This is a genomic window from Pseudosulfitobacter pseudonitzschiae, assembly GCF_002222635.1.
In the GTDB taxonomy this organism is placed as follows: Bacteria; Pseudomonadota; Alphaproteobacteria; order Rhodobacterales; family Rhodobacteraceae; genus Pseudosulfitobacter; species Pseudosulfitobacter pseudonitzschiae_A.
The window spans coordinates 306,245-328,471 of sequence record NZ_CP022416.1 but is presented as its reverse complement, the minus strand read 5'-3'; the positions used below and the strand labels follow the sequence as shown (position 1 = coordinate 328,471).

The window sequence follows — 22,227 nt, the reverse complement described above, 5'->3', positions numbered from 1 at the left end:
TGATGGCCGGTCATCATCCGCGAAATACCGCTCCCATGACCAGTAGCCCCCGATGTGGTGCCAAAACCCGCCAGGGAACGCCGTGCCGAGCGCCGGCTGTTGCGGGCAAGCTTCGGTGCCGCATGCACGGAGGTGCGGCCGGCTCAGGTGCTCCCAAGGGCAACAGCAATGCCCTGAAGCATGGGCTCTATACGGCGGATGCCAAAGAGATGCGGCGACACATCCGTGAGCTCAGCCAAAAAACCAAGGACATCATAGACGATATCTGAGGGCACCGATTGACGACAGGTGAGGGTTCCAACTTGCCATGAACCTTCTGCCGCTGTGCGCGCTCTCAGCGGCAGGTAGTTCCCAAGGTTTGCCAGGTGCGTCAGCGTTGGTTGAACAACAGATCAACGCTCGAAAAATATCCGCCGCGCCGCCAGGCCGAGAAAAATGCCCATCGCAACGCCAAGCCCATCGGCCCAGAAATCTGACATGTCGGCAGATCTACCAAAGATCGGCTGGATGGCTTCGATGATCCCGCCGTATAGGATTTCGAGACATCCAAAGCGCAGGCACCACTTTGGCCGCAGCAGGGCTGTAGGGAAGATAAGCGCGGCAAAAGCTACCATACGATAAACCTTGTCGACGCCTTGCGGGCCAACGGGCATTGACGCCTGCGGCATCTACGTCAGTGCGGCAATGGTGGCGGCAAGGCCCAAGGACAGCAGAAGCCAAGGGGGTCGGTTCTGAACGAATGTGGCTGCAATGGTGTTCATTTGCTCTCGTCAGGCTTTGGCACGTGAATACGGATGCCGGGGGCGTCGTCAGGCGCTCCGATAAACTCAATGCCGGCGGATTCAAGGCTTTGAACAAGCTGACTCAAATTTCCTGAACGGTTGGCAGGAACACCTGACACCTCTTCATAGCGAATAATTGTGCGTACAGAGATGCCTGACTGTTCGGCTAATTTTTCAATCGACCAGCCAAGTGCATTTCTAGCAGCCCTCAGCTGCATTCCAGTTGCTATTTCTATCATAGTGGCATAATATATGCCACATGAGGGCGTTCAATGATCATCATTTTTCCCACAATTGGCGTGTCCAATTTCACCGCCTCGAAGGTGCCTACGCCCCGTCGACCATGCGAAGTTACTATTCTGATGTCGAGGCCTTCGAAACCTGGTGCCATCAACAAGCACTTATACCGTTTCCCGCTACAGTCGAAACAGTCTGTGCCTTTTTGGAAGCTCAAGGTCAGATCGTCGCTCCAAGCACCGTGAAGCGGCGGCTGTATGGCATCCGAAAAGTACATCGCCTGCTCGATCTACCGGACCCAACGTTACATGAAGACGTCAACCTTGCATTGCGTAAGGTGCGACGTTTACGGCCCAATCGTCCTAAACAGGCGAAGGGCATGACGCGCGATTACCTTGAGAAATTTCTCGAGGTGCAGCCCGACAGCCCCTGGGGTCTTCGCAACAAGGCCATGCTGTCGCTCGGGTATGACTTACTCACGCGGCGGTCCGAACTTGTCGCTCTGAGGACAGAAGATATTGCCTGGCGACCGGATGGGACACTTCAAGTCCTTATCCGTCGCAGCAAGACCGATCAATATGGCAACGGACGCATTGCATTCACGTCGCGGAGGTCAGCCAAGCTACTCGAGGATTGGCTGGAATATCGAGGCCTGCACATCGCGCCACTGTTCTGCCCGATCTACCAAGGCAAAGCAATCAACCGGGAATTGACGGATATGGTCGTGCGGCGGCTGATCCGAGAGTCCGCTAGAAAGGTCGGTTTCGACCATTCCATCGCTATGGCCTTCAGCGGGCATTCGATGCGGGTGGGTGCTGCACAAGACCTGCTGTCCGCCGGCCATGATACGGCAGCCATCATGCGCGCAGGAGGGTGGAAGAGCGTGGATGTTCTGGCGCGATATCTTGAGTACGCAGAGTTCAATGTGTGGGCGTGAGTTTCCATTAAGGGCAAAGGATCGATCAGATCCGGGTCAGAGAAAACAGCATTTGTTCAAGACCCACCGGGCTCGGTTTGTTGATATGCTGCTGGTCCGCGCATTGCTATACTGACCCGCGGTCACATCATCGCGGCACACCAAGGCCGGATACATGACCGCACTCGATTACACGCTCGCGCCATCTGAAAACCACTTACACCAATGGGGGGCTAGTGAACGTCAAAGATTGAAGATCACCCAGTTGCAGTTTCATTACCAAGGCATTTCCACCTGTATTGAATGGTGAGCGGTATTCCCGTTACACGTCTGTTACATGATTTCACGTTAAGAGGTCGGCGATCTGACTCTGGCGGGGACCGTGACGATGGCTATCAACTAAGTGAATCGCCGTCTTTCATCAATTGTTCGTAGAGTGCGAGAAATCTTGCACTCATCTTTGAGCGGACGAAATTCGTCATGAAGCGCTCCCGTGCAGCCGCACCGAGTGCGGCACGTTCATCTGGATCGTCGGCAATACGATCAACGGCTTTAGCGAAGGCTACGACATCGCCTTGCGGAACAACGGTTCCCGCCTCGTTGACCCACGAAACTCCGCTACCCGGAATATCCATCGACACTGCGGGGCAGCCCGCACGCATCGCTTCGAGCAGCACCACGCCGAACGCCTCTAGACGGTTGTTCGACGTCAGACAGAAAACCCGAGCGCACGAGACGAGCCTGTTGAGGTGGGCATGATCTACATTGCCGAGGAAATCGACTTGGCCAGCAACGCCCAGTTCGTCGGCCATCGCCTGCAAATGCGGCCGCTCGGGTCCGACGCCTACGATGACGCAGCGAACCTTCGAGGTCATGGCTGCGACTACGCGCAACAAGTCGTCTAGGCCTTTGTAGGGCACTAAGCGGCCGACGAAGAGAATGTAAGGCCCCATGATTTCTCCGCGAACATCTCCCCAAGCACCGGTATTTACCAACACCACATCTGAAATTCCCAACGGTATAACCGAACACTTGGACCGGAACTCGCGCAGCGCGGGCGAGGTATCGAGGTAGGCGGCCGAGGTGCAGACCACCGCATCACAACGTGCGAGCATTCGCGTTTCTAGTGGTCGAGTTAGTACCCCGAGGATGCCCTTTCCGGCGATGTCGGCATGCCAGTGAACCACCACCTTCGCCGAACGTCTCGTGAACAGCGTTGCGAGAGAGGCCAAAAGATTAGGTGTATGGACATGCACCACATCCGCACTCCACGCTCTCCTGACGGCGGCAAAGACATAACGTAGAGATAGAGGCTGCGAAGATAATTTGCCAAGGCAGGCCAGACGCCGGACCGTAAGAGTGCCATAGGTCGCAACATCCGAAGCCTCTCGGGTGAAGCAGACGACGTCCACCCGGTGACCAGCATCGGCGTGATCCTCGGCCAGCGCCTCAGTAACGCTTTCGATGCCGCCATATTCAGGTGGATAAAATTTGGCAAAATGAACAATCTGCATGTCGTTATATAGCGCTCCATTCAACAGTAAGCATCAGGCCCATGCTTGCCAAAAATCCCACTGTGGCCGTACTCCAAAGTAGGGTGAAGTGATGGCCGCGGCGGGCAATAACGGCACTCTGGATGATGTAATACAAAAATATAACGATCGAATAACCGAACACGAATGTCCTTAGAGTTTCGGACGATGTCGTCGATCCGGTAAGTATGGCGAGGCCGGGCAGACAGACGAGCAGAACGAAGAACATCCGACGCGCCACATGCCCCGCAATCTGAAACCGGGTCACCAAAAGGTCATTCTGTGCTATTGCTGACCATAAGATTGTCTGACCGAGGATCACAACGCCTTCGATGCGGTGGGTCGTATAGGTGTCGACAAACCTCTGCCCTAGCAGAAATCCAAATCGGTCGGCCAGCAGCCAGAAGACCATAACGCCCAGCGTGACGCAGGCCGGCAAAACCGCAACACGTCGCATTAACACCTCATCGTCCCACGTGAACAGCCGCCGGAATAGCGCTATGTTCAATATCTGATGGCCAATGAGCGGTAGCATCGTTGAACGGTAGAGTACCGCATAGACGCCGACAGTAGTCACATCTGTAACGCTCCCCAAGATAAGCCTGCCTGCCGAGACTGTACACAGCGTCAGCAGGGTAGTGAACATCAGGGGACCGCCCAGCCGCAGGTTCACCAACAGGTCAAAAATTCGAGATTTTTCACGACTGCGCAGAAAATCCCTGGCGGTGTGGAGCCACAGAAAAGCTCCATACAGGGCCATAACCACACTGATTGCTATGCTTGGAAGTCCAAATCTAGTAACAGCGGCAGCTCCTGCCACCATGACGGTCCAAAAACCTGCCTCGAGAAATACTGATCCTGTGCTTCTACCTTTTGATTTTAAGGTTGCGGACCAGAGTTGTTGCAGGATCAATATAGCAGCAAACAGAAGCACGAGGATCGGTAGTCCGAACATTTCCCCCGTTCCTATAAGGACAAAGATCGCCGAGACCATCAGCAGGGCGGAAAGCAGTCCACACAGAAGCAGCATCGTGTCCCACCGTGCCGTGACCTCGCCCCTCAGTAAGATAAGTGGCACTGAAGATGGCAGTCCGAACCCCATGATAAGAGCAACCAAGACAGCGATCGAATGTGCAAGTTCTATCTTGCCGTATTCATCGACAGGCAAAAGATTAGCGATCAGGACTGGGGCAAAGAACAGGGCACCGCGCGCCAGGCCAAAACTGGCCAAAAATCCGATGGCTCCGCTAATACGTTTCAAGTGTTTGCCATCATGGGCCGGAAGATATGCAAATAAGAGGGGCCGACGCCACGAAAATCCAGTCCAGCCGTCTCTATGATCACATCGCGCGAAATACGAACCAAATCGCCCAGCCGAATGGTGCTCTTAGCTCCTATTGAGACGTTTTGACCTATTACGACGTTATGCCCTTGCGAAATATTGTCGGGATACTTCAGTTCTACATCATGAGCGCAAACGCATCTAATATCACGATCACGATCACGAACGAGCGCGACCCGCAAAATGGCGCATTCGAGTTCTAGAACTAATGGTTTCATTTTGATGATGTTGCCACTGCATAGCTACGAAGATGTCGGGATAGGATATAAAAAATAATGAAAGCATTAATCGTATACATCCCTTGGGCAGATATCGCGAAATTCACCACCGGTGCAAAGAACAGGATGACGCAGAAGTAGACGTAAAGTGGATAAGCGCCAATGTCGCCTCTTTGGGCTTGCCGCCCCAGCAGACGCGCCAAAACCCCAAAGACAAGCATCACTAGAGGGGAAAACCAGCCGAAATCGACCCAGAGCGGACCAAAAAAACTCGTAAAGATACCGACACGGGGGAACAGGTCGAAGAGGTCCGGAACGGTCGCGACACCAAACATACTCAGAGCCTTCACGTAGGGCGCAAACAGCAAGGCACCGTAGGAGTAGGTCTGGTCGGCGGCGCCTTCCCAGAGAATCTGAAACTCAAAGATCGGATGGGTGAAATATTGGGCCAGCGGCAGAAATGACGCCAGTAGCGAACTGACAGGCCCAGAATCGGCAAGGATACTTTCCGCGGCAGCGTTGGGCGATATGGTATAGCCATAGCCAGACTGAAAGATGGAATCGACGATGTCGAACTGCATTTCATCGAGGCGCCAGATAAAGACGAGGGCGGAAAGCGATGCAACTCCGATAACTCCAACGATCGCCGGGACCAGCAGCTTTGCCGATAAGACCTGACCGCGGAATACCATAACCGACAAACCGAAATAGATCATCGCCAGGCTTACCAGCATGAAGGACCGGGAAAAAAAGACTAGCGCATCAAGTGCTGGGATCAGAAATAATCCCAACGCTAGCAGAAGACGAACCCGACTGCGCGGTATGTAGTGCGCGCCCAGATAGATGAAGATCGGCAGGTATCCGAAAGGATACAGCACTCCGGCGATGAGCGAGACCGTCGACGTACCAGTATCGATCAAAGCTTCCCTAGCCTCGAGCCCACTTAGCGAGCCCACACTGCGGAAGACGAAGCGGTCAAGAAGCCGGAGCCCGTTTCCCAAAACCCCGATTGTCAACATTATATTGTAGAGTGTCAGTTCCCGCCGCGCTATGTGGCCGCGAGAAACGATCCTGCCCCGTCGGCGCAACGCTAACCTATCGGCGAAGCGGCAGCCGAGGACAAAACCTAGGCAAGAAAGCCCGATGAAGACGAAAGCGCCAGCGTGCAAATCGACCTTCACCTCGAGCGGTGCAATAAAAAAGATGATTGCAAAAAGCCAAAACCCAGCAATCAGCACTCGCTCGGGCCGATAAATCACCGGCCGATCCCGCCTTCCAGTGCATCTTCAGTGCAGGCCGTGTTTCGCACGACATCGCGCGCGGTGCGGCGGCCGATGACGGCATCGATATGCTTAGGCGGCAGTCCGTATCCGGGGCGAACCGAACGAACTGCATCAGCAGTCACGACGTCGCCTTTAGCCAGATCCTTCACGAAATAGAGCGAGCGGCGAAATTTGACGTTGGCCTTTTCGCTAGGTTTGCGCCCGTAATCGACTTTACCCATCGCCTCCCAGGCGGTGCGCACCGAAGTGCACAGCGCGGTGAATTCCGCGGGTTCGAGTGAAAAACTATCATCCGGCCCGCCGCCGTCACGATCAAGAGTGAAATGCTTTTCAATGATTGACGCACCAAGGGCCACCGAGGCGATGGCCGTGGTGTTGTCAATCGTGTGGTCCGACAATCCAACGGGCAGGCCAAAGCGAGCGGCCATATCTAGGATAGTCGCCAGATTGTAATCGGCCGCTGGCGCGGGATAACCGCTTACGCAGTGCAGCAACGCGAGTTCGGTGCAGCCGCCCTCGTGCGCAGCTTCGACGGCCTCGGCGATCTCGACGTCATCGGCCATGCCGGTCGACATGATCATCGGTTTGCCAGTCGCGGCAATATACCTGATCAACGGCAGATCTATGACCTCGAAAGATGCTACTTTGTAAGCAGGGGCGTTCAGATCCTCGAGCAGGTCGACGGCGGTTGTATCAAAGGGGGATGAAAAGACTGTGAGCCCCAGTTTGCGTGCATGATCGAATAGCGGCCTGTGCCAGTCCCAAGGCGTATGCGCCTCTTCATAAAGATCGTAGAGCGTACGCCCGTCCCAGAGGCCGCCTTCGATCTGAAAATCAGGAGTATTGGCGTCCAAAGTGATCGTATCGGGCCGATAGGTTTGGAGCTTGACGGCATCGGCACCCGTCATGGCGGCCTTTGTGATGATCTCAAGCGCCTTAGACAGGTCGCCGTTATGGTTAGCTGACATTTCACAAATCACATAAGGTGAGTGACCAATTCCGATTTTACGCTGTCCAATTTTCATCACAGGTCCTTCATAAATCATAGATTATAGCATAAAATGATCATGCCATTTTTCTCGCCAATCGCCTCAAATCCACTACTCAAAAAGGCGCGGTGCGAGGCGATATTTTCGGGCCGCACATGCGCAAAGACGCTGTGCAGCCCTATCTTCCGGCTTTCCTGGATGGTCCGGGCAATAACTGCGCCGCCAAGTCCAGTTCCTCTCGCGCCTTGCGCCAGACTGATCCCGATTTCTGCGTATGTGCCAGTTTCATCAATGTCGAGCCGCACCGTACCCACATCCTGTTCCCCAACGAATACGACCATGAGGATTTTCGATGATGACTTCAGAGCTGTTTCAAACCACTTAAGATGTGTTGCCAACGACGTTGGCGTCGCATTTCGATAGTGGCGCCATGCCTCGCCGTCATTGCGACAATGCCATATAAATTTTCCATCCAACGCGTTAGCATTGCGCAATCCAATTTTAAATGCCGCGAGATATGTTGTTACACGTTTTGCTCCTTCGGCATCCACTAGTTCAGCGCAGTTTGCGCTAACGGATCGATACGAGAACGGATTGAGAATCTGTGGAATTGCAGCATCAATGGCGTCCTTAAGCCCATTCGTCAGTAAAAGTCTAATTGCGGCACCGTCCGCGACGATTGCCTCGGCTGCCCCCCGCTGATTTTCTGCGGCAACAAGCAGCAGTGATGGTAGACCGAGAGCACAGCGTTCCCAGGCTGTAGAGCCCGCTGCGCCGATGCATAAGTCGGCGGAGGCCATCAGGTCGGCCATATTGTTCGCGCCTGAAATCACCTCGACGTTCCGGTCCATCCGGGCAGCTCTGGCGCGGACCTCATTCGTCCAAGGCGCGTTTGCTCCTAAAACGACAGTCAACGATATTTCAGGCGAAAGTTCTGTTCTGTCGAGCGCATCAAGAATGTCCTCTGTCAGGTTGTCCTGATCGACACCTCCCAGCGTTATCAGTATATTGCGAATCGTCGCGGCTTCGCGCCGGATCAGCGCCTTGGGGCGGCTGGCGGCGAATTCGGGCCGCAGCAGAGCGTAGCGCGGGCCAATGAGCCGAGTGCAGCCCGCAGGCACCAACCCATCATAATCATTATCCTCCCGGCCCGCATTCTGATCTAAAAGTAGGTCGGCACGGTGCGGTCGATCCGCAAGATCGTCAATCACGGCTAGCCGAATACCACAGGGCACTGCAGCCTCCTGCCATAACGCGTCTAAGGCGTAATGATCGACGACCATCCAGTCGGGCCGGACCGCATCCATCCACGCGCGAGTCATAAGGGCATCGTCGCGCCAGTTGCCGCGCAGCCAGGCAGCATGGACGGGAGTGGCGCTGTGGGGGCCGTAGTCTACAACATCTGGTTCAGGCAATATCTCGACGTCGTAGCCCTGCGATTGGATCGTGCCGATCATGTGCCCGTCGTGAGCTCGGGTTAGGAATGTTGCCCGGTGTCCTTCAGCCGCCAAATAATCCGCAAGTGTCAGGCAACGCATAACGTGGCCGTTACCGATGTGAAGCCCGGCATCAACACGAAAAGCGAAATGGCTTGGCATCTAGTAGGCTCCTCAGTTTAACCTATTAAAGCCGGTGTGGCAGATGGGTCCGTCAAGAAGCCCCGTAATGTCGTCGCCGCGGTCGCGGCACTCCGCCACCCGAGCGAACACCGGGTCAAGGGCGGCAAAGGCCGCGTCGAGGATCTGAGGTGTATGTGCTAGGCTCGCGTAAAATGACGGCGGCGCGAGGAAACCGGCCTTTAGCATCTCTTGTGTGATATAGGTCTTATGCGCCGCAGGCGTCATGGATTTCACCGACCAGGTTGTGAGGGATGGCAGACCGCTGATCGCGATGTCGACACCGTGCGCCTCTGCTACCAAGTTTAGGCGGGTGCGGTAATCGTTCCCGATGGCGGTGATCCCCTCCCAACTGCGCTCGCGCTCCATCACCTCGAGTGTTTTGAGCGCGGCCGCAGGGCCAATTCGTTCGGTCCAGAACGTAGAGCTGATGAACGTTGACTGCGCCGCCTCCATGACCGCGCGCCGCCCGACCACCGCCGACAGAGCATAACCGTTGCCGATGGTCTTGCCATAGACGGCCATGTCGGGAAGCACGCCGTATTTCATGTGCAGACCACCGAAGGTTTCACGAAAGCCGGAGGTGCATTCGTCGAAAACAAGGACGATGCCCTTGTCGGTTGCCAGCTTGCGAACCCTGTGCAGAAAATCGTCATGCGGCTCAACGTTGCGGAATACCTCCATCTTAATGACGCCGATGTTCTTTTCAGAAACCAACGCCTCGAGAGCCGCAAAATCATTGTAAAGGAAAGGAAATGTGCTCGCCGCGAGGCTACGCGGCACCCCTTTGGGGTCGAGTCCCGGCAGGAGGTGTCCATCAAGGTTGGCGTCGTCGGAGAGGTTGGCCGACAGATACCAGTCGTGCCAGCCGTGGTATCCACAGATCGCCACGTTGTCGCGGCCCGATGCGGCCCGTGCGATGCGGATCGCAATGGCGTTGGCCTCGCCGCCCGAACGGGCATAGCGAACCATGTCGGCGAAAGGGTTGATCTCAATCAGCCGCTCGGCCAACGCCACTTCCTCAGGGCAGTTAAGCGTCGACATGTTACCCTTGTTCACGACGTCGCGGACCGCGTCATCTACCTCCGGGTGCGAATAGCCCAGCGTGTTCGTGCCAATGCCCATGATTCCTGCATCGATGAACTCGCGTCCGTCAAGGTCCCAGACCCGGGCACCTTCGGTCCGGTCGAAATAAGCGGGCCAAAGGTCCGGCAGAAACATTTCCGCCCGCTTCGACAGGAGCATGTTGCCGCCCGGAATGATCTGCTTAGCCCTTTTCCAGAGCTTCTGACCGCGACCCATACTGGCTCCTTCGTTTCGCTTTATCATGTTGTTTGCTGTAAATATCTCGGGCCGTCGATGAATCAGATTGGTCAATGCTGCAAGATCAAAATGGATATCCGGTTCCAAAGCAATCAGCACCCGTTCGATCGTTGTCAGGTCGTCCGGTTCGTCCACAGTAAGCCTAATCCGTGAAAGATCCTCGCTTCCGCAAAAGGTCGCGCGGCGGAACTCCGGCTCGCGGCGCAGGAACGGCGTTACATGCTCCCGGTCGAAAGCCTCGGTTGCCCTAGTATCGGCGGCCCGCAGGGCCTCGGCCGTGAATATCTCTACGTCGAAGCCGTCAGGGAAGGTCGGGGGATCGAGGTTGTTGAGATAGTCAAGCGGCTGTCCTGCCCGAAAACGTTCCACTGCATCGTCAACAATTTCGGGCATGATGAGCGGGCAGTCCCCCGTTATCCGGATGACGGTCGTGGCACCGGCAGCCTCGGCAGCTCTTGCGTAGCGCGACAAGACGTCCGTCTCGCTGCCTCTTACAACCATGTAGCCCCGGTCCGAAACATGGGCAGCGAGGACGTCGTCGACAAGTCTGTCGGTCGTCGCGAGCACGATTTTGTCGATGCAGGTCGCGCGCGCCAAACGGTCGAGGACCAAGTCTATTACTCTGTGACCAGCAACGGTCCGCATAACCTTTCCGGGCAGTCTACTTGACCCCATCCGGGCTTGAATGATCGCGACGGTGGTCATGGTGACTGCCTCGAAGCTGTTGCGGCGATTGCGGTTTCGATACCGTGCACGACACGTGTGATATTGTCGGACCGTAAGCAGTCCGGATCGTAGAGGGGTTCGCTGACGGTTCCCGCAAAGCTGTCGGCGATGAGCTGGGTCAGCAATGCAATGCCGGTTCCAACGTCGCCACGTCCGGCGCTGGGGTCAATTAACAAGCGTTCCACCGCATCTTCAGGCGTTGGCGCGTGAAAACTGGGGAAATGGTGTTCCAGAACAGGATGACGCAGCGAAAGAGTCCGACCTCGCCCAAACACGGCCTCAAGCCCGACTGTCCCCGACACGGTCACACATCCCGTAGTCGCCGCCTGGGCCGCATCCATTTTCTGGTCAAGAGGCATCAGCACGACACGGTTCTGTTCCGCCGCTAGGTCCATCAGACTCTCTGATACCTCATATTTTGATTTTGGATTAGCCTTGACCGCAACCTGTCCACCGGGCGGCAGCGTCGCTAGAAGGCGCGTTACAAAGACTGTCTGATCGCTCCATGGTCTGCCCCATACATCGATGTTCGCCTCGGGCTGCATTTGCAATGGATAGAGAATTATGGGGCCCTGACCGCGGTCCGGTAACCGTTGCATCCGCCTCCAGCGCACGAGCTGCGATTGCAGGGTTTTTTCGAGGGCAAGCTTAGTGGTCAGCGCAGGGGTATTGTAGTGCTCACCGGCTAATCGACCTTTTAGGGTTCTGGCATGTGCCACAAACCGTTGCATCTGCCGCCGCCGCGCCTGCACGCCAACGGGTTTAGCCATGTAGCTAGGCAAACTTCGTCCTGTCGCTATGGCGTCTGCCACAGCCGTAAGGTCGGCGTTCTCCCATTTGTCGCCACTGCCGATAACCGGGTTTTGGGTGTCCCCGTCGAGTACGGCGAAGCGTCCGCCGGGATAGCGTGTCATCGTCGGATGCAGATAGGGCACCATGCGCTTGCGGGCTTCGGCGATAGCGATCATCTCATGAAAGAGCGTCGGCTCGCCAATCACCACCTCGGGACGCAGCATATCGAAGGCACGTGCAATTTCAGCGGTGTAGTGGGCGTAATGATCCGTGCCGGTCCGGAAAAAGGCGCGGCCCCGATCACCCGAGAGCGCCTCCGGCACCGGCCCTTCCAAAGGCCGCAGGTCAGATCCGCGTGGGAAAGGTAGCACTGCCTGTCCCCCCGATTTCTTGGGCGGAGCATAGGCTGGATTTTGGACAATCCAGCCGATCTCATGCCCGTTCGCGGCCAGTGCTTTGGCAACACGGATCCAAAAGGCGGTCTTGCCCCGGTTCTCAATGAAGGTAATGCGCGTCAATTAGCTTTACTCGCTGTTAACTGGAGCGTCGGGAAAAAACTCCGGGTTAAAACAACTGACAACGATGCGGTCTTGCGGTTTTCCATCAATTAGATGGTGCCCACTCATCGTGGCTTCGATGACCCAGTCCGCGCCAGTATAGGCTTTGATAGATCCGATGTTACCGGAGGCAATGCCCCCAGAAACCTTCCGCATACCATGAACATCGAAAGCTACTCGGTTGCCCAAGCGAATTGCTTCCTTGGCGAGGCCTTTCCCCCAGTAATTCCTATCTCCGATCACGCAGACCAGGTCAGATACAAGGTTGTCCCACTGTATCGGGCCAACCTTGATGTTGCCAATGTGACGATCCGTTTCATCATCGAAGATACCGTACATATAATGTATCTTTTTCTCCGCACCCTCGACGATGTAGCTCGTGACATCGGCCTGATTTAAGTTCCGAGAGTTGAGGAATTCGGTTACGACGCTATCTCGAAACCACTCAATATAGATGTCAGTCACATCTTCCGGTGTGAGCCTGCGCAAATATACTCGCCCACAATCATCATATCGCTGCCCGACATTACTTACGTTTTCCAATTCAAATCCTCACTGAAACCATTTTCTTGGATCTATAAGCTCGTCGGTCACCTTCGGAAAAGGCCCCAAAACGGGTGTTTTACCGTCAGCATCTCGAACCGATCTGATTATTTCCTCTAGATGCGACGCGCTGTCGACGCCAACCACCACCCGATCTATTGCATCGCTGTGTAAAAGCGGAGCAAGAGCGGCAGAGACGGGACTTAGGCCCTGCGCTGCGGCCTGTTCGCGAAAGCAGACCAGCGTTTGCCGCCATGGTGCAAAACGAGGGGCGAGGGTTTCGGGCGTGCATAAAAGGAAACCCTGCAGGAACGCGGACCGTACATGCACTTCAATATTTTCAGGCAAACGATCGGTCTTATACCAGGGTATCAAAACGTTCGCGGGAAGCTGCACCAAGGTAATCGGATAGGTTTCCGCGACCGCCTTTGCTTCGGCGATATTATAGGCCGAAACGCCGATGCGTTCTACGAGCCCCTGCTCACGAAATCCCTCAAGGGTGTGCCAGAGTGCCGGGCCATAGGGGCCAGCGAGGTCGGCAATGTTGTGCAGCAGATAGCCCTCGACCCGCGTCACCCCCAGCGCTGTGCAGGAGGCGTGGAACGCCGCGCGCAAAGCCGCGACCGGGTCGGCGGCACCAGAGAGAGATGGACATTTAGTTACCACCCGGAAGCGGTCGATCCTATTGCTCGCGCCCAGAACGTCCTCTGCCGTTCCATAAGCCCGCGCACAATCAAGAAGATCGATACCGGCAGCCGTGGCTAGATCGAGAATAGCGGCTACATCCGCCACACCGACCTGCCCGGTAGCATTGAAGGCACCGTAGTCGGCACCAAACTGCACCGTGCCGACCGCGACTTTCATGTTGGCTCTGACGTCAAAATATCCGTTAACGCAGCCACCACCACGTCCTGGTCCGCGTCCGTCAATCCCGCATAGAGGGGGATGCTGATTGCCCGGGCATAATAGTCCTCGGCCGCGGGAAAGTCGCCAGGGCCGAAACCAAACTGACGATAATAGGGCTGAAGATGGACGGGGATATAATGCAGGTTTACCCCGATCCCGCGCGCGCGCAAATTCTCGAACACTGTGCTGTGCTGGTCGGGGTCGTCCAGACGGATGATGTAGAGGTGGAAGGCCGACCGGGTGGCGGCCTGACGACCCGGCAGGCGCAGGGGCAGATCCGTCAGCAGGCGATCATAACGGTCTGCAAGCGCGTTGCGTCGGTCCACAAAGGCCGCCAGTCGTTTGAGCTGGCTCAGGCCCAATGCAGCCTGAAGTTCGGTCATCCGATAATTCAGGCCAAGCTCGATCTGCTGATAGTACCAGGGTCCATCAGATGCATGGGTCATTTCGCCTTCGTCGCGAGTGATCCCATGGCTGCGCAGGCGCGACATCTTCCCCGCGAGTGCGGCATCATTCGTCATCGCCATACCGCCCTCGGCAGTGGTGACAATCTTGACAGGGTGAAAACTGAATATCGTTATGTCGGAGTATTGGCAGGACCCTACCGGACTGTCCTCATAACTGCCGCCAACCGCATGGCTCGCGTCTTCTACGATGCGAATGCCGTGCGGTCGGCACAGGTCGGCGATCTCGCGCATCGCGGCGGACTGGCCGCCCATGTGAACCGGCACGATCACCTTGGGGAGACGTCCTGATGCGATGGCCCGCTCTAGTTTTGCGGCGAGGGCCTGCGGGCACATGTTAAACGTTTCGGGATCAATATCGACAAAATCGACGTCGGCACCACAATAGCGACCGCAGTTCGCCGAAGCGACGAACGTGATCGGCGAGGTCCACATGAGATCGCCTTCACCTAAGCCGAGCGAGGCGACGGCGATATGTAGAGCTGATGTGGCTGAATTAACAGCTACCCCATAGGCCGCACCACAAATTTCTGCCAGCGCCGCCTCAAATTGGGGTACAATGGGACCTTGGGTGAGAAAGTCAGACCTCAAGACTCGGGCCACGGCCTCCATGTCGTCGTCGCTGATATCCTGTTTTCCATAGGGTATCATTATATTTTCCCTATCTTGTTGGTGTTTTCCCTTATCCATGCGGTAAGTGCTTCAGTCGACATCCATTCCGTATTGTTATCGCTAGAATAAACGAACCCGTCGGGCACTTTTTTGCCGTCCTTAATCCTTTCAACCGACGATGCCCAATCGTTGATCTGCGGCAGGATTTTGTAATGCTCCGGGTATTCAAATGTATAGGGAGAGTCCTCGGCACCGATCATCTGCTCGTGGATTTTCTCTCCAGGGCGGACACCCACCACCTTTTGCCGACACTCAGGTGCAACGGCACGACCAATATCACCGATGGTCATCGAGGGGATCTTCTTGACGTAAATTTCGCCGCCGATCATGTCATCAAATGCTTTCCATACAAGCTCAACCCCCTGCTCTAAAGTAATCATGAAGCGCGTCATCCGATCGTCAGTGATCGGTAGTTCTCCACGTTCGCGGATAGAGTTGAAAAAAGGTATGACAGATCCGCGTGAGCCCATCACATTGCCATAGCGTACAACAGCAAACTGCGTCCCATGCTCGCCCGAATAGGCGTTACCCGAGACGAACAGCTTGTCCGACGTCAGCTTCGTCGCCCCATAAAGGTTGACCGGGCTTGAGGCTTTATCAGTAGAAAGTGCAACAACACGCTTAACGCCCTTATCGATGCAAGCGTCGATTAGGTTCATTGCGCCAATCACATTAGTCTTTACGCACTCAAAGGGATTATATTCAGCCGTTGGCACGATCTTAGTCGCGGCGGCATGTACTACATAATCAACGCCATCGAGAGCCCGATAGAGGCGCTCTCGATCCCGCACATCCCCGATGAAAAAACGGACACGAGGATCGTTTTCATAACCTTTTGCCATGTCCCATTGCTTCATCTCATCGCGAGATAGAATTATGATTTTACGAGGATTATATTTCGCGAGTGTCATTGGAACAAATGTGTTCCCGAATGACCCTGTGCCGCCTGTCACGAGAATAGTAGCGCCTTCTAAAACCGACATTTTGTTCGTCTCCAACGATAAGTGATTTAAATTTTTCTGCGACCTACACACGATAAAAAATTATGGCAACAGGTGTCAGAGCTCTATAGGTATTTGATGATATTGCGGCTCGAAGCCTATACCAGAATTCATTAGTAGCTGTTTTAGACGCAAGTACTCAACAACGTTTTTCATCGGTCCAAACGCCCGATAACACAAACTCGCAGGCCCCAAAAGCCAGGTGCTGGCTGGCGTCCCAGAATGCGACCCCTTGCATCCATATCAGCTGACCCTTGTGGCGCGTACAAAAGAGGACACCGCGAACAATATGTTCGATCTGTCGGAAGCGACATCTATGCCCAGTTTTACAATAGCTACCGCACCGCAGGGTGCGCTGCTCCCTGCGAGAATCTCACTGAATGAATCCGATACATTCACAAGCCGAACCCTATCGACTATGCAGGTGCAGAAAAACCGGTTTCTTTAGTATCGGCGGTAAATTCCCGCGACAGAACAACCAAATTCCATCCGGGTTTCAGAATGGAGCAGATATGGTCAAGATTTCCGATAGTTTCTGGTTTGTGGCCCAGCTGCGCCCCCAGGGTCTCGAGCGGGCGCGGGCTCATTTGCAGCGACAGGGGATTGAGGTCTTCAATCCGGAGATGCTTGCTGTCGCAAAAAGAGCCGGTGTTCAGCGACAATCGCGTAAGCCGCTCTTCCCGGGCTATATTTTTGTCAATTTTGACCCGGCGGTGCCTGGCTGGAGTGCGATCAATAGCACGCGCGGTGTCGCACGGCTTATCCTGAGCGATCCGCGCCGCCCGCAACCGCTGCCGAGCGCACTTATTGCGGGTCTCAAACAGCGTTGTGACAAAAGCGATCTGCTTGCGCCCTCGATTGACCTGGACATTGGCGATCGCATCCGCGTACTTGCCGGCCCTTTTGCCGATCTGGTCACGACGATCGATACCCTGGCCGGACCTGAACGCATCGGTATTCTTATTGATCTGATGGGGCGCAAAGTCAAAACGTCCCTGCCCCGCGATCAGGTCGAAAAACTGTATTGATACATTAGGCATGTTTATTCCCGTCCCACCGAAGTCGATGGCGGTTTCCGGCTCGGAAAGGCACCGGCCGGCATTTGAGGCCAACCTCGCAAGCGCCAGCGAATTGAGGTGATCGTTTAAAGCGCCTCGCCTTAAACTTGCATCACCAATACCCTGCCGCACTTCGTGCTCTCGGGTCATTGGCGATACATGATGTTTCAGGTTAAAGGCGGGACGCTGTAGGCCTGCGGAAAGTCACTCACGGGGCGCGCATCAAAATCAGGCGTCGGGACGGCGCGCAGATTTTCTATGTGCATACCGGCCCGGATCAGGCCGCGTCCCATCCTCTGCGACCATGCGACTGGGAGGTCGCGGAGTTGCCTTTGCGAAACCGGAGGCTGACAAAATAATTCATCGAGATAACATAGGTAACTATAAATAATGCAATGAAGAAAACCAGACCAATGGCGGCTTGGACGGCATGGTCCCAGAACAGCAACCCGATGAGGATAGGTGAGACCAGAAAGGGCAGAATAACGATTGTCGCCAATGAATTGTCATAGATCCGGCGTTTTCCACGATTGAAAATAAGCGGGAGCGCGCGCACAACAAGATGGTGAAAATGCAGCCTATCCGGTTGATCGGTGGCGCATTTGTTCAAACGGCGCCGGATCATTGAGAAAAGCGTCTCACAGACCGGCCAGAATAGTACCAGAAGTATAGCAAAGCCTGAAATTTCGGGGTTGCGCGCAATCAGAATAAGACCAAGCCAGGCCAGGATATGCCCAATGCCGTAGGCGCCTGCATCGCCCATAAATATACGCCCGAGTGGCCAGTTGAATACAAAAAAACCGAGCACCGCGGCGATCAGTAAGCCCGAAACGATCTGGATGTCGGTGTCTTCTGTATATCCTGCAATAATGCAAATAGCGCCTGCTGCACAGACGCAGTAGAGCGATGCCAGGCCGTTGAGGCCATCAATCAGATTAAGTGCATGACAGGTTCCAGCCGACCACAAGAGCGTTATCGCAATTGCCACAATGGCCCATTGGAAAACGACATCCACCGCCTCGATTCCCAGTCCTGGCAGCTGTGCGCCGCTTAGCAGTATAGCCAGTGATGCCGAGATAAACGCCGCCAATAACCGCATGCGGGGGCTCACATTGCGCATGATATCTTCACGTAACCCGACCAGGAACACAACCGCGCCCGACAGCAACGCGAGGACCAGGTCCAGTTCGAAGCGATCGGCAAATAACAGCCCGCCTGTAAAAACCGCGACAACTATAGCCACACCTCCAACTCTGGGTGTCGGTCGCGTGTGTTGCGCCTGTCGTGCAGTCAGGTCGCTGATCATATGGTCCTGGCGCATCAACAGGGAAGGCCGCAGAATGGCAATTGCGCAAAGCAAAGCACTAATTGCAAATGTAAATGTGAATGCTAGCAGATCGAACAAAACTTTTAGCCTCTCAAATAAAGTGTGAGAAATAGGCATCTCAGAAAAGAATTCCGAACGGGAGCAAGCACGCTCGTGTGACTAGGGCGATTCGTAACGTCTGTAAAGGCTGGTTCCTGTGAATATAGATTGCGGGTAGAACTCTGAGCATTTGTTGGGCAGAATTGGCAGACCGTGCGACGCACGCGGCACGCGTCTTCAGCAATCCAGTACAGCTTGATCGGATTAAAATCTTACGATTGCAGAGACAGATCTGGCACAACCTACCTTTAAACATTTGGCCAAGCACGTTGCCGCTCGCCTTTCGGACCGCAAGGACTTGAGCGTGATCGACTCCGGTAAGCCTGGAAGCGATATCACGGAAAACAGGCTTGCTGTCCTGATTTTCGCAGATTGGCTTGGGATCGCCTGTCAGGCACTCTAGTTATCATAATACCCTTTGTATTTCCCATAGTCGTTACCATATCCGTAGCGCTTCATCTTACGGCTATCAATTTGACTTAGCGCCAGCCCGCTGACCTTGAGGTTAACGCTCTCGAGCGATTGCAGCCCTTCCAGAACCTGGCGGTGTGGAGTGCTGTCCCACTTTACCGAGTAGATGATCGTATCAACGGATTGCCCAACAACCCGAGCGTCGGGAACGGCGAGAACAGGGGGCGTATCGATGATAATATAGTCATATATGGAGCGAAGTTCTTCAATAAATTCAGAGAACTTCGATGAGGAAAATAGATCAGCAGCATTGATCGAGGTTTTTTGCCCGAACAGAATATCTGCGTTCAAAGCCTCATCGTGAAAAACAGCGTCCTCAAGCGGCACTTCGCCGGAGATCACCGATAGAAAGCCCACATTTGTAGAGTGGTTAAAGTAAGTAGCCAAAACGCGGCGGCGCAAATCCCCCTCAATAAGCAGCACCTTCGCACCCAGCCCTGACAAATTCTGTGTCAGGGCGACTGACTGTGTCGTCTTGCCTTCGCCAGGAACGGAGGACGTTGACATAATCACCTTGGGAGGATTGTCGAGATTGGCGAGCAGAATTGAGGTGCGTAAATTACGTATCGATTCAGCTGCTGCGGAATTGGGTTTTTCCACAAGATACTCGAGGATGCCCCTGCGGGCGCTGGATGGAATTCTGGGGATCTGACCAATGACTGCGTAGCCTGTTTTGGCCTCCAGATCTTCAGCCGTTCGGAAGGTGTTCTGCGTCATTTCGTGCCCTAGCACTGCCCCGGCTCCGACCATGATGCCTAGGACCAGCGACAACGCCAGAATGCGAGATCGGCGCGGCGCAGAGGGCTGCGTGGGCACTACGGCGCGGCCAAGGATACGGCTGTCGGCTTGTTGGATACCTTGCTGAATGCTGGTTTCTTTCAACCGGCTTAGAAATGCGTCGTAGAGCAAACGATTGGCCTCAGCTTCGCGCTGAAGTTGTTCCAGTTTCACCAGTTCCTGAGATTGAGAATCAATACGTATGCCGGTATCCCGAATGGACAAATCAAGGGCTTCAAATTGAGCCTCAGCACGCGCAAGCGACAGTTCTGCGCGAGAGATCACTGCTTGAGCCCGGGTGTCAAACGCAGCCTGGCTGCCCGCGCGTCCTTCCTGAAGATACGCAAGCGCCTGATTCAAAATTTGATCACCTGCGATCTCGGCAAATGCAGCGGGGTCCTGGTCTCTGCTGGATTGCAACGCGGCAAGATGCGCGCGTGCCGTATCTAGCTGGGCAGCAAGATCGGTGCGCCTGTCACGTAGGTCTTTAATTTGTCGATTCAGACCCAACAAGGCTTCGGCGCTGACCAGTTTGGTATTGGCTGAAAATTCCTTGAGCTTTGTTTGCGACGTTTCCACCTGCTTTTGCAGTGCAGTGACCCGTTCGCTCAGCCAAAGCGTGGCTTGTTCTGTTTTTTCAAATTTTACTGCAATCTGATTGTCGATATAAAGCTCTGCCAGGCGGTTTGCGATGGCCGCTGATTTTGCGGGATCCTGTGTCACAACCGTAATCTCGAAAACAAAACTCTGCCGCAGGTTGGTGACCGTAATTGCTTTAAGGGTTGCGCTTATCGTGCTGTCCAAAATCGCACGATCCGAAGGCTCTAACTGCTCGGCAGGCTCAGCGCCGAAGAGCGCGCGGAGCGCACCAACGGCTTGTCCAAGCGAGAATTTTTGAGGTGGTTGTAGTTTGCGATTAAATTCAGGGTCTTGAAGTAAGTTCATGTCGAGCACTAGCTGCTCGATCAGCCCCCGCGACCGGATAACCTCAGTTTCTGTGTTGATGGTTGATTGATCCGCACCAAGACCCGTGACGACGCTTTGAATGTCCATCACTTGCTCCTGCTGACTCTCCAAAGCGATAGATGCATTGGCGGTATAAACAGGTACGGCCACCGCGTAAGCATAGTAGCCCCCCAGGAATACGGCCAGAAATCCGCTGAGCAGAATCCACAATTTACCACGCCAGATTGTCTGTGCCAGATTGCCCAGATTGATTTCGTCGTCCTGTAGCTCTTGGTGGTGGGCATCAGTATTCACGGGCAACTGTCTCATTGAAAGTCCATATTTAGATGGGCCGAAACCATTATTGAAAACGTACTTATAGGGTGGTTGTTTGGATTGCCACGGCGGCAATTTTATCTATGTGCAACTTTCTGCCTAGGGAATGCCGTACTTCTCCCGCAAACGTGCACGTCCGATAGCATTGTCGATCCCCCTGCGCAAACCTGTGCCAAAAGTTTTTTGGTAACGGCATGGATAAGAAGATGCGCCTAGTGCATCGCGGGAGAGACAGGCGCCGGATCAGATGACTTTTATCAACCGGCAACCAATCCTGATCGTGGCCCTGCAAAGCAGGAAGACCAATCAAGAAACGGCTCTAATCTGTTCAATAATCTCTCTTTTTAGTATTACTTTGCGATAACCGGGTCACGTTCAGGCGCTCTCAAGAAAGCTGCATTCTCCGGCTGCAACGCGGGCCGCGCTAAGCCGACCGGTCCGGTATGCCCCGGTGTCAATCTGGATCCGGTGCCCTGTGACAGTCGCTTTTTTCACAATTGTGTGCCCATGCACTACAAAGTTTCCGTCACACCGTGGTTGGGTTAAAAAATCCGGGTGACCCCAAAGCAGCACCGCGTCACGTTGGTTTTGAATTGTACGCAGGGGAGACATGGCCGCATGCACACAGTGAACATTTCCGCTGGTCCAGTGTAACGGTAAGGAGCGCAACCAATCCTGCATGCCGTCGGGCATCGCAGCTTCCAAGTCGTTGGCTATTTCTATGGACATTGCAGTGTCCATTTCGCGTTTGTGGAATCCCACCCCAAAGCTGGCCAGTGTATCAAGCCCCCCATGTCGCAGCCAGTGCACGCCCGATCCTGCCGGATCATCAATGAAGTCGAGCATCATACGCTCGTGGTTGCCCATCAAACAGACGACTTGTGTCGGAAAGGTTTGGCTCGCTTCAAAAAGCCATGATAAAACTTGCTGAGATTGGGCGCCCCGATCTATGTAGTCCCCAAGAAACACTATAGTTTCTTCCCCATCGGCAACTTCATCAACATTGCGTATCAAATTCTCTAATGCGTCTTTGCAACCGTGAACGTCTCCGACTGCGAAAAATGGTGCTTCAGGCCGCAAATTTGCCATTGCAGGGGCATCTAGCAGTGCATTCTTGGTGCGCCATTTCCTCACGCGTTCACTTAGTCTGCGAAACACTCGCGCTCTCCTTAAGCTTCAGATCTGACCGACTGTTCCACATAGCCCAATCTTCAAGACTTTAAATGAATGTCCCAAGAGTAGGCAGTACTATGCCTAAGCACTAAACTAAAGTACTTATCTCGACCCCAAAAAGGCAGATTTTTATGTAAGAATC

19 protein-coding genes are annotated in these 22,227 nt (G+C 54.6%); 3 read left to right on the top strand and 16 right to left on the bottom strand.

The features are described 5' to 3' along the window. Positions 1-2: 2 nt before the first annotated feature. A complete protein-coding gene (locus SULPSESMR1_RS25550) occupies positions 3-269 on the top strand; it encodes an HGGxSTG domain-containing protein (protein WP_089422665.1) in 267 nt (88 codons plus the stop codon). Positions 270-392: 123 nt separating this feature from the next. Here SULPSESMR1_RS25550 and SULPSESMR1_RS19135 read toward each other — a convergent pair whose 3' ends face one another. Both SULPSESMR1_RS19135 and SULPSESMR1_RS19130 read right to left on the bottom strand, forming a co-directional pair. Further along, positions 393-653 carry a VanZ family protein gene (locus SULPSESMR1_RS19135; RefSeq protein WP_157729054.1) on the bottom strand — a complete coding sequence of 87 codons (261 nt, stop codon included), beginning with the start codon at positions 651-653 and terminating at the stop codon, positions 393-395. Positions 654-757: 104 nt separating this feature from the next. Then, entirely contained in the window at positions 758-1,021 is a 264-nt protein-coding gene (locus tag SULPSESMR1_RS19130) for a helix-turn-helix domain-containing protein (RefSeq protein WP_089422663.1), read from the bottom strand. A 20-nt stretch (positions 1,022-1,041) separates the two neighbouring features. Here SULPSESMR1_RS19130 and SULPSESMR1_RS19125 point away from each other — a divergent pair, with 20 nt between their 5' ends. Next, positions 1,042-1,956: a tyrosine-type recombinase/integrase gene (locus SULPSESMR1_RS19125; protein WP_089422662.1), complete on the top strand. Its 915-nt coding sequence runs from the start codon at positions 1,042-1,044 to the stop codon at positions 1,954-1,956. A 374-nt stretch (positions 1,957-2,330) separates the two neighbouring features. Here the strand turns inward: SULPSESMR1_RS19125 and SULPSESMR1_RS19120 are convergent, their stop codons facing one another. The 11 genes from SULPSESMR1_RS19120 to pseB all read right to left on the bottom strand — a co-directional run bounded on the left by SULPSESMR1_RS19120 (position 2,331) and on the right by pseB (position 15,881). Next, complete coding sequence (locus SULPSESMR1_RS19120; protein WP_089422661.1) at positions 2,331-3,449, bottom strand: glycosyltransferase; 1,119 nt, start codon at positions 3,447-3,449, stop codon at positions 2,331-2,333. A gap of 4 nt (positions 3,450-3,453) precedes the next feature. After that, positions 3,454-4,728, bottom strand: coding sequence for a hypothetical protein (locus SULPSESMR1_RS19115; RefSeq protein WP_157729053.1), 1,275 nt, complete (start codon positions 4,726-4,728; stop codon positions 3,454-3,456). 295 nt (positions 4,729-5,023) lie between these two features. Next, complete coding sequence (locus tag SULPSESMR1_RS19110; protein WP_089422659.1) at positions 5,024-6,286, bottom strand: oligosaccharide repeat unit polymerase; 1,263 nt, start codon at positions 6,284-6,286, stop codon at positions 5,024-5,026. Continuing rightward, on the bottom strand, positions 6,283-7,335 hold the full coding sequence (gene pseI, locus SULPSESMR1_RS19105; protein WP_089422762.1) for a pseudaminic acid synthase: 1,053 nt from the start codon (positions 7,333-7,335) through the stop codon (positions 6,283-6,285). Before pseI ends, SULPSESMR1_RS19110 begins: the two co-directional genes overlap by 4 nt. A 17-nt stretch (positions 7,336-7,352) precedes the next feature. After that, positions 7,353-8,897: a UDP-2,4-diacetamido-2,4,6-trideoxy-beta-L-altropyranose hydrolase gene (gene pseG / locus SULPSESMR1_RS19100; protein ID WP_089422658.1), complete on the bottom strand. Its 1,545-nt coding sequence runs from the start codon at positions 8,895-8,897 to the stop codon at positions 7,353-7,355. A 12-nt stretch (positions 8,898-8,909) separates the two neighbouring features. Beyond that, positions 8,910-10,943 carry an aminotransferase class III-fold pyridoxal phosphate-dependent enzyme gene (locus tag SULPSESMR1_RS19095; RefSeq protein WP_089422657.1) on the bottom strand — a complete coding sequence of 678 codons (2,034 nt, stop codon included), beginning with the start codon at positions 10,941-10,943 and terminating at the stop codon, positions 8,910-8,912. Continuing rightward, entirely contained in the window at positions 10,940-12,274 is a 1,335-nt protein-coding gene (locus SULPSESMR1_RS19090; protein ID WP_089422656.1) for a hypothetical protein, read from the bottom strand. Before SULPSESMR1_RS19090 ends, SULPSESMR1_RS19095 begins: the two co-directional genes overlap by 4 nt. Before the next feature lie 6 nt (positions 12,275-12,280). Continuing rightward, positions 12,281-12,778 carry a GNAT family N-acetyltransferase gene (locus tag SULPSESMR1_RS19085; protein WP_217621151.1) on the bottom strand — a complete coding sequence of 166 codons (498 nt, stop codon included), beginning with the start codon at positions 12,776-12,778 and terminating at the stop codon, positions 12,281-12,283. 87 nt (positions 12,779-12,865) lie between these two features. After that, positions 12,866-13,720, bottom strand: a complete 855-nt coding sequence (locus SULPSESMR1_RS19080) for an aldo/keto reductase (protein WP_089422654.1) — start codon at positions 13,718-13,720, stop codon at positions 12,866-12,868. Continuing rightward, positions 13,717-14,877: a UDP-4-amino-4,6-dideoxy-N-acetyl-beta-L-altrosamine transaminase gene (gene pseC / locus SULPSESMR1_RS19075; RefSeq protein ID WP_089422653.1), complete on the bottom strand. Its 1,161-nt coding sequence runs from the start codon at positions 14,875-14,877 to the stop codon at positions 13,717-13,719. Before pseC ends, SULPSESMR1_RS19080 begins: the two co-directional genes overlap by 4 nt. Next, entirely contained in the window at positions 14,877-15,881 is a 1,005-nt protein-coding gene (gene pseB, locus SULPSESMR1_RS19070; protein ID WP_089422652.1) for a UDP-N-acetylglucosamine 4,6-dehydratase (inverting), read from the bottom strand. Before pseB ends, pseC begins: the two co-directional genes overlap by 1 nt. A gap of 398 nt (positions 15,882-16,279) precedes the next feature. Here pseB and nusG point away from each other — a divergent pair, with 398 nt between their 5' ends. After that, positions 16,280-16,927, top strand: coding sequence for a transcription termination/antitermination protein NusG (nusG, locus tag SULPSESMR1_RS25875; protein WP_089422651.1), 648 nt, complete (start codon positions 16,280-16,282; stop codon positions 16,925-16,927). Positions 16,928-17,234: 307 nt separating this feature from the next. On the opposite strand, the gene SULPSESMR1_RS19060 is transcribed toward nusG, so the two are convergent. The 3 genes from SULPSESMR1_RS19060 to SULPSESMR1_RS19050 form a co-directional block, all read right to left on the bottom strand. After that, a complete protein-coding gene (locus SULPSESMR1_RS19060; protein ID WP_157729051.1) occupies positions 17,235-18,362 on the bottom strand; it encodes a glycosyltransferase family 4 protein in 1,128 nt (375 codons plus the stop codon). Positions 18,363-18,782: 420 nt separating this feature from the next. After that, positions 18,783-20,891, bottom strand: a complete 2,109-nt coding sequence (locus SULPSESMR1_RS19055) for a GumC family protein (protein ID WP_250161476.1) — start codon at positions 20,889-20,891, stop codon at positions 18,783-18,785. Between the two features lie 396 nt (positions 20,892-21,287). Continuing rightward, positions 21,288-22,070 carry a metallophosphoesterase family protein gene (locus SULPSESMR1_RS19050; protein ID WP_240311356.1) on the bottom strand — a complete coding sequence of 261 codons (783 nt, stop codon included), beginning with the start codon at positions 22,068-22,070 and terminating at the stop codon, positions 21,288-21,290. Between the last annotated feature and the right edge of the window lie 157 nt (positions 22,071-22,227).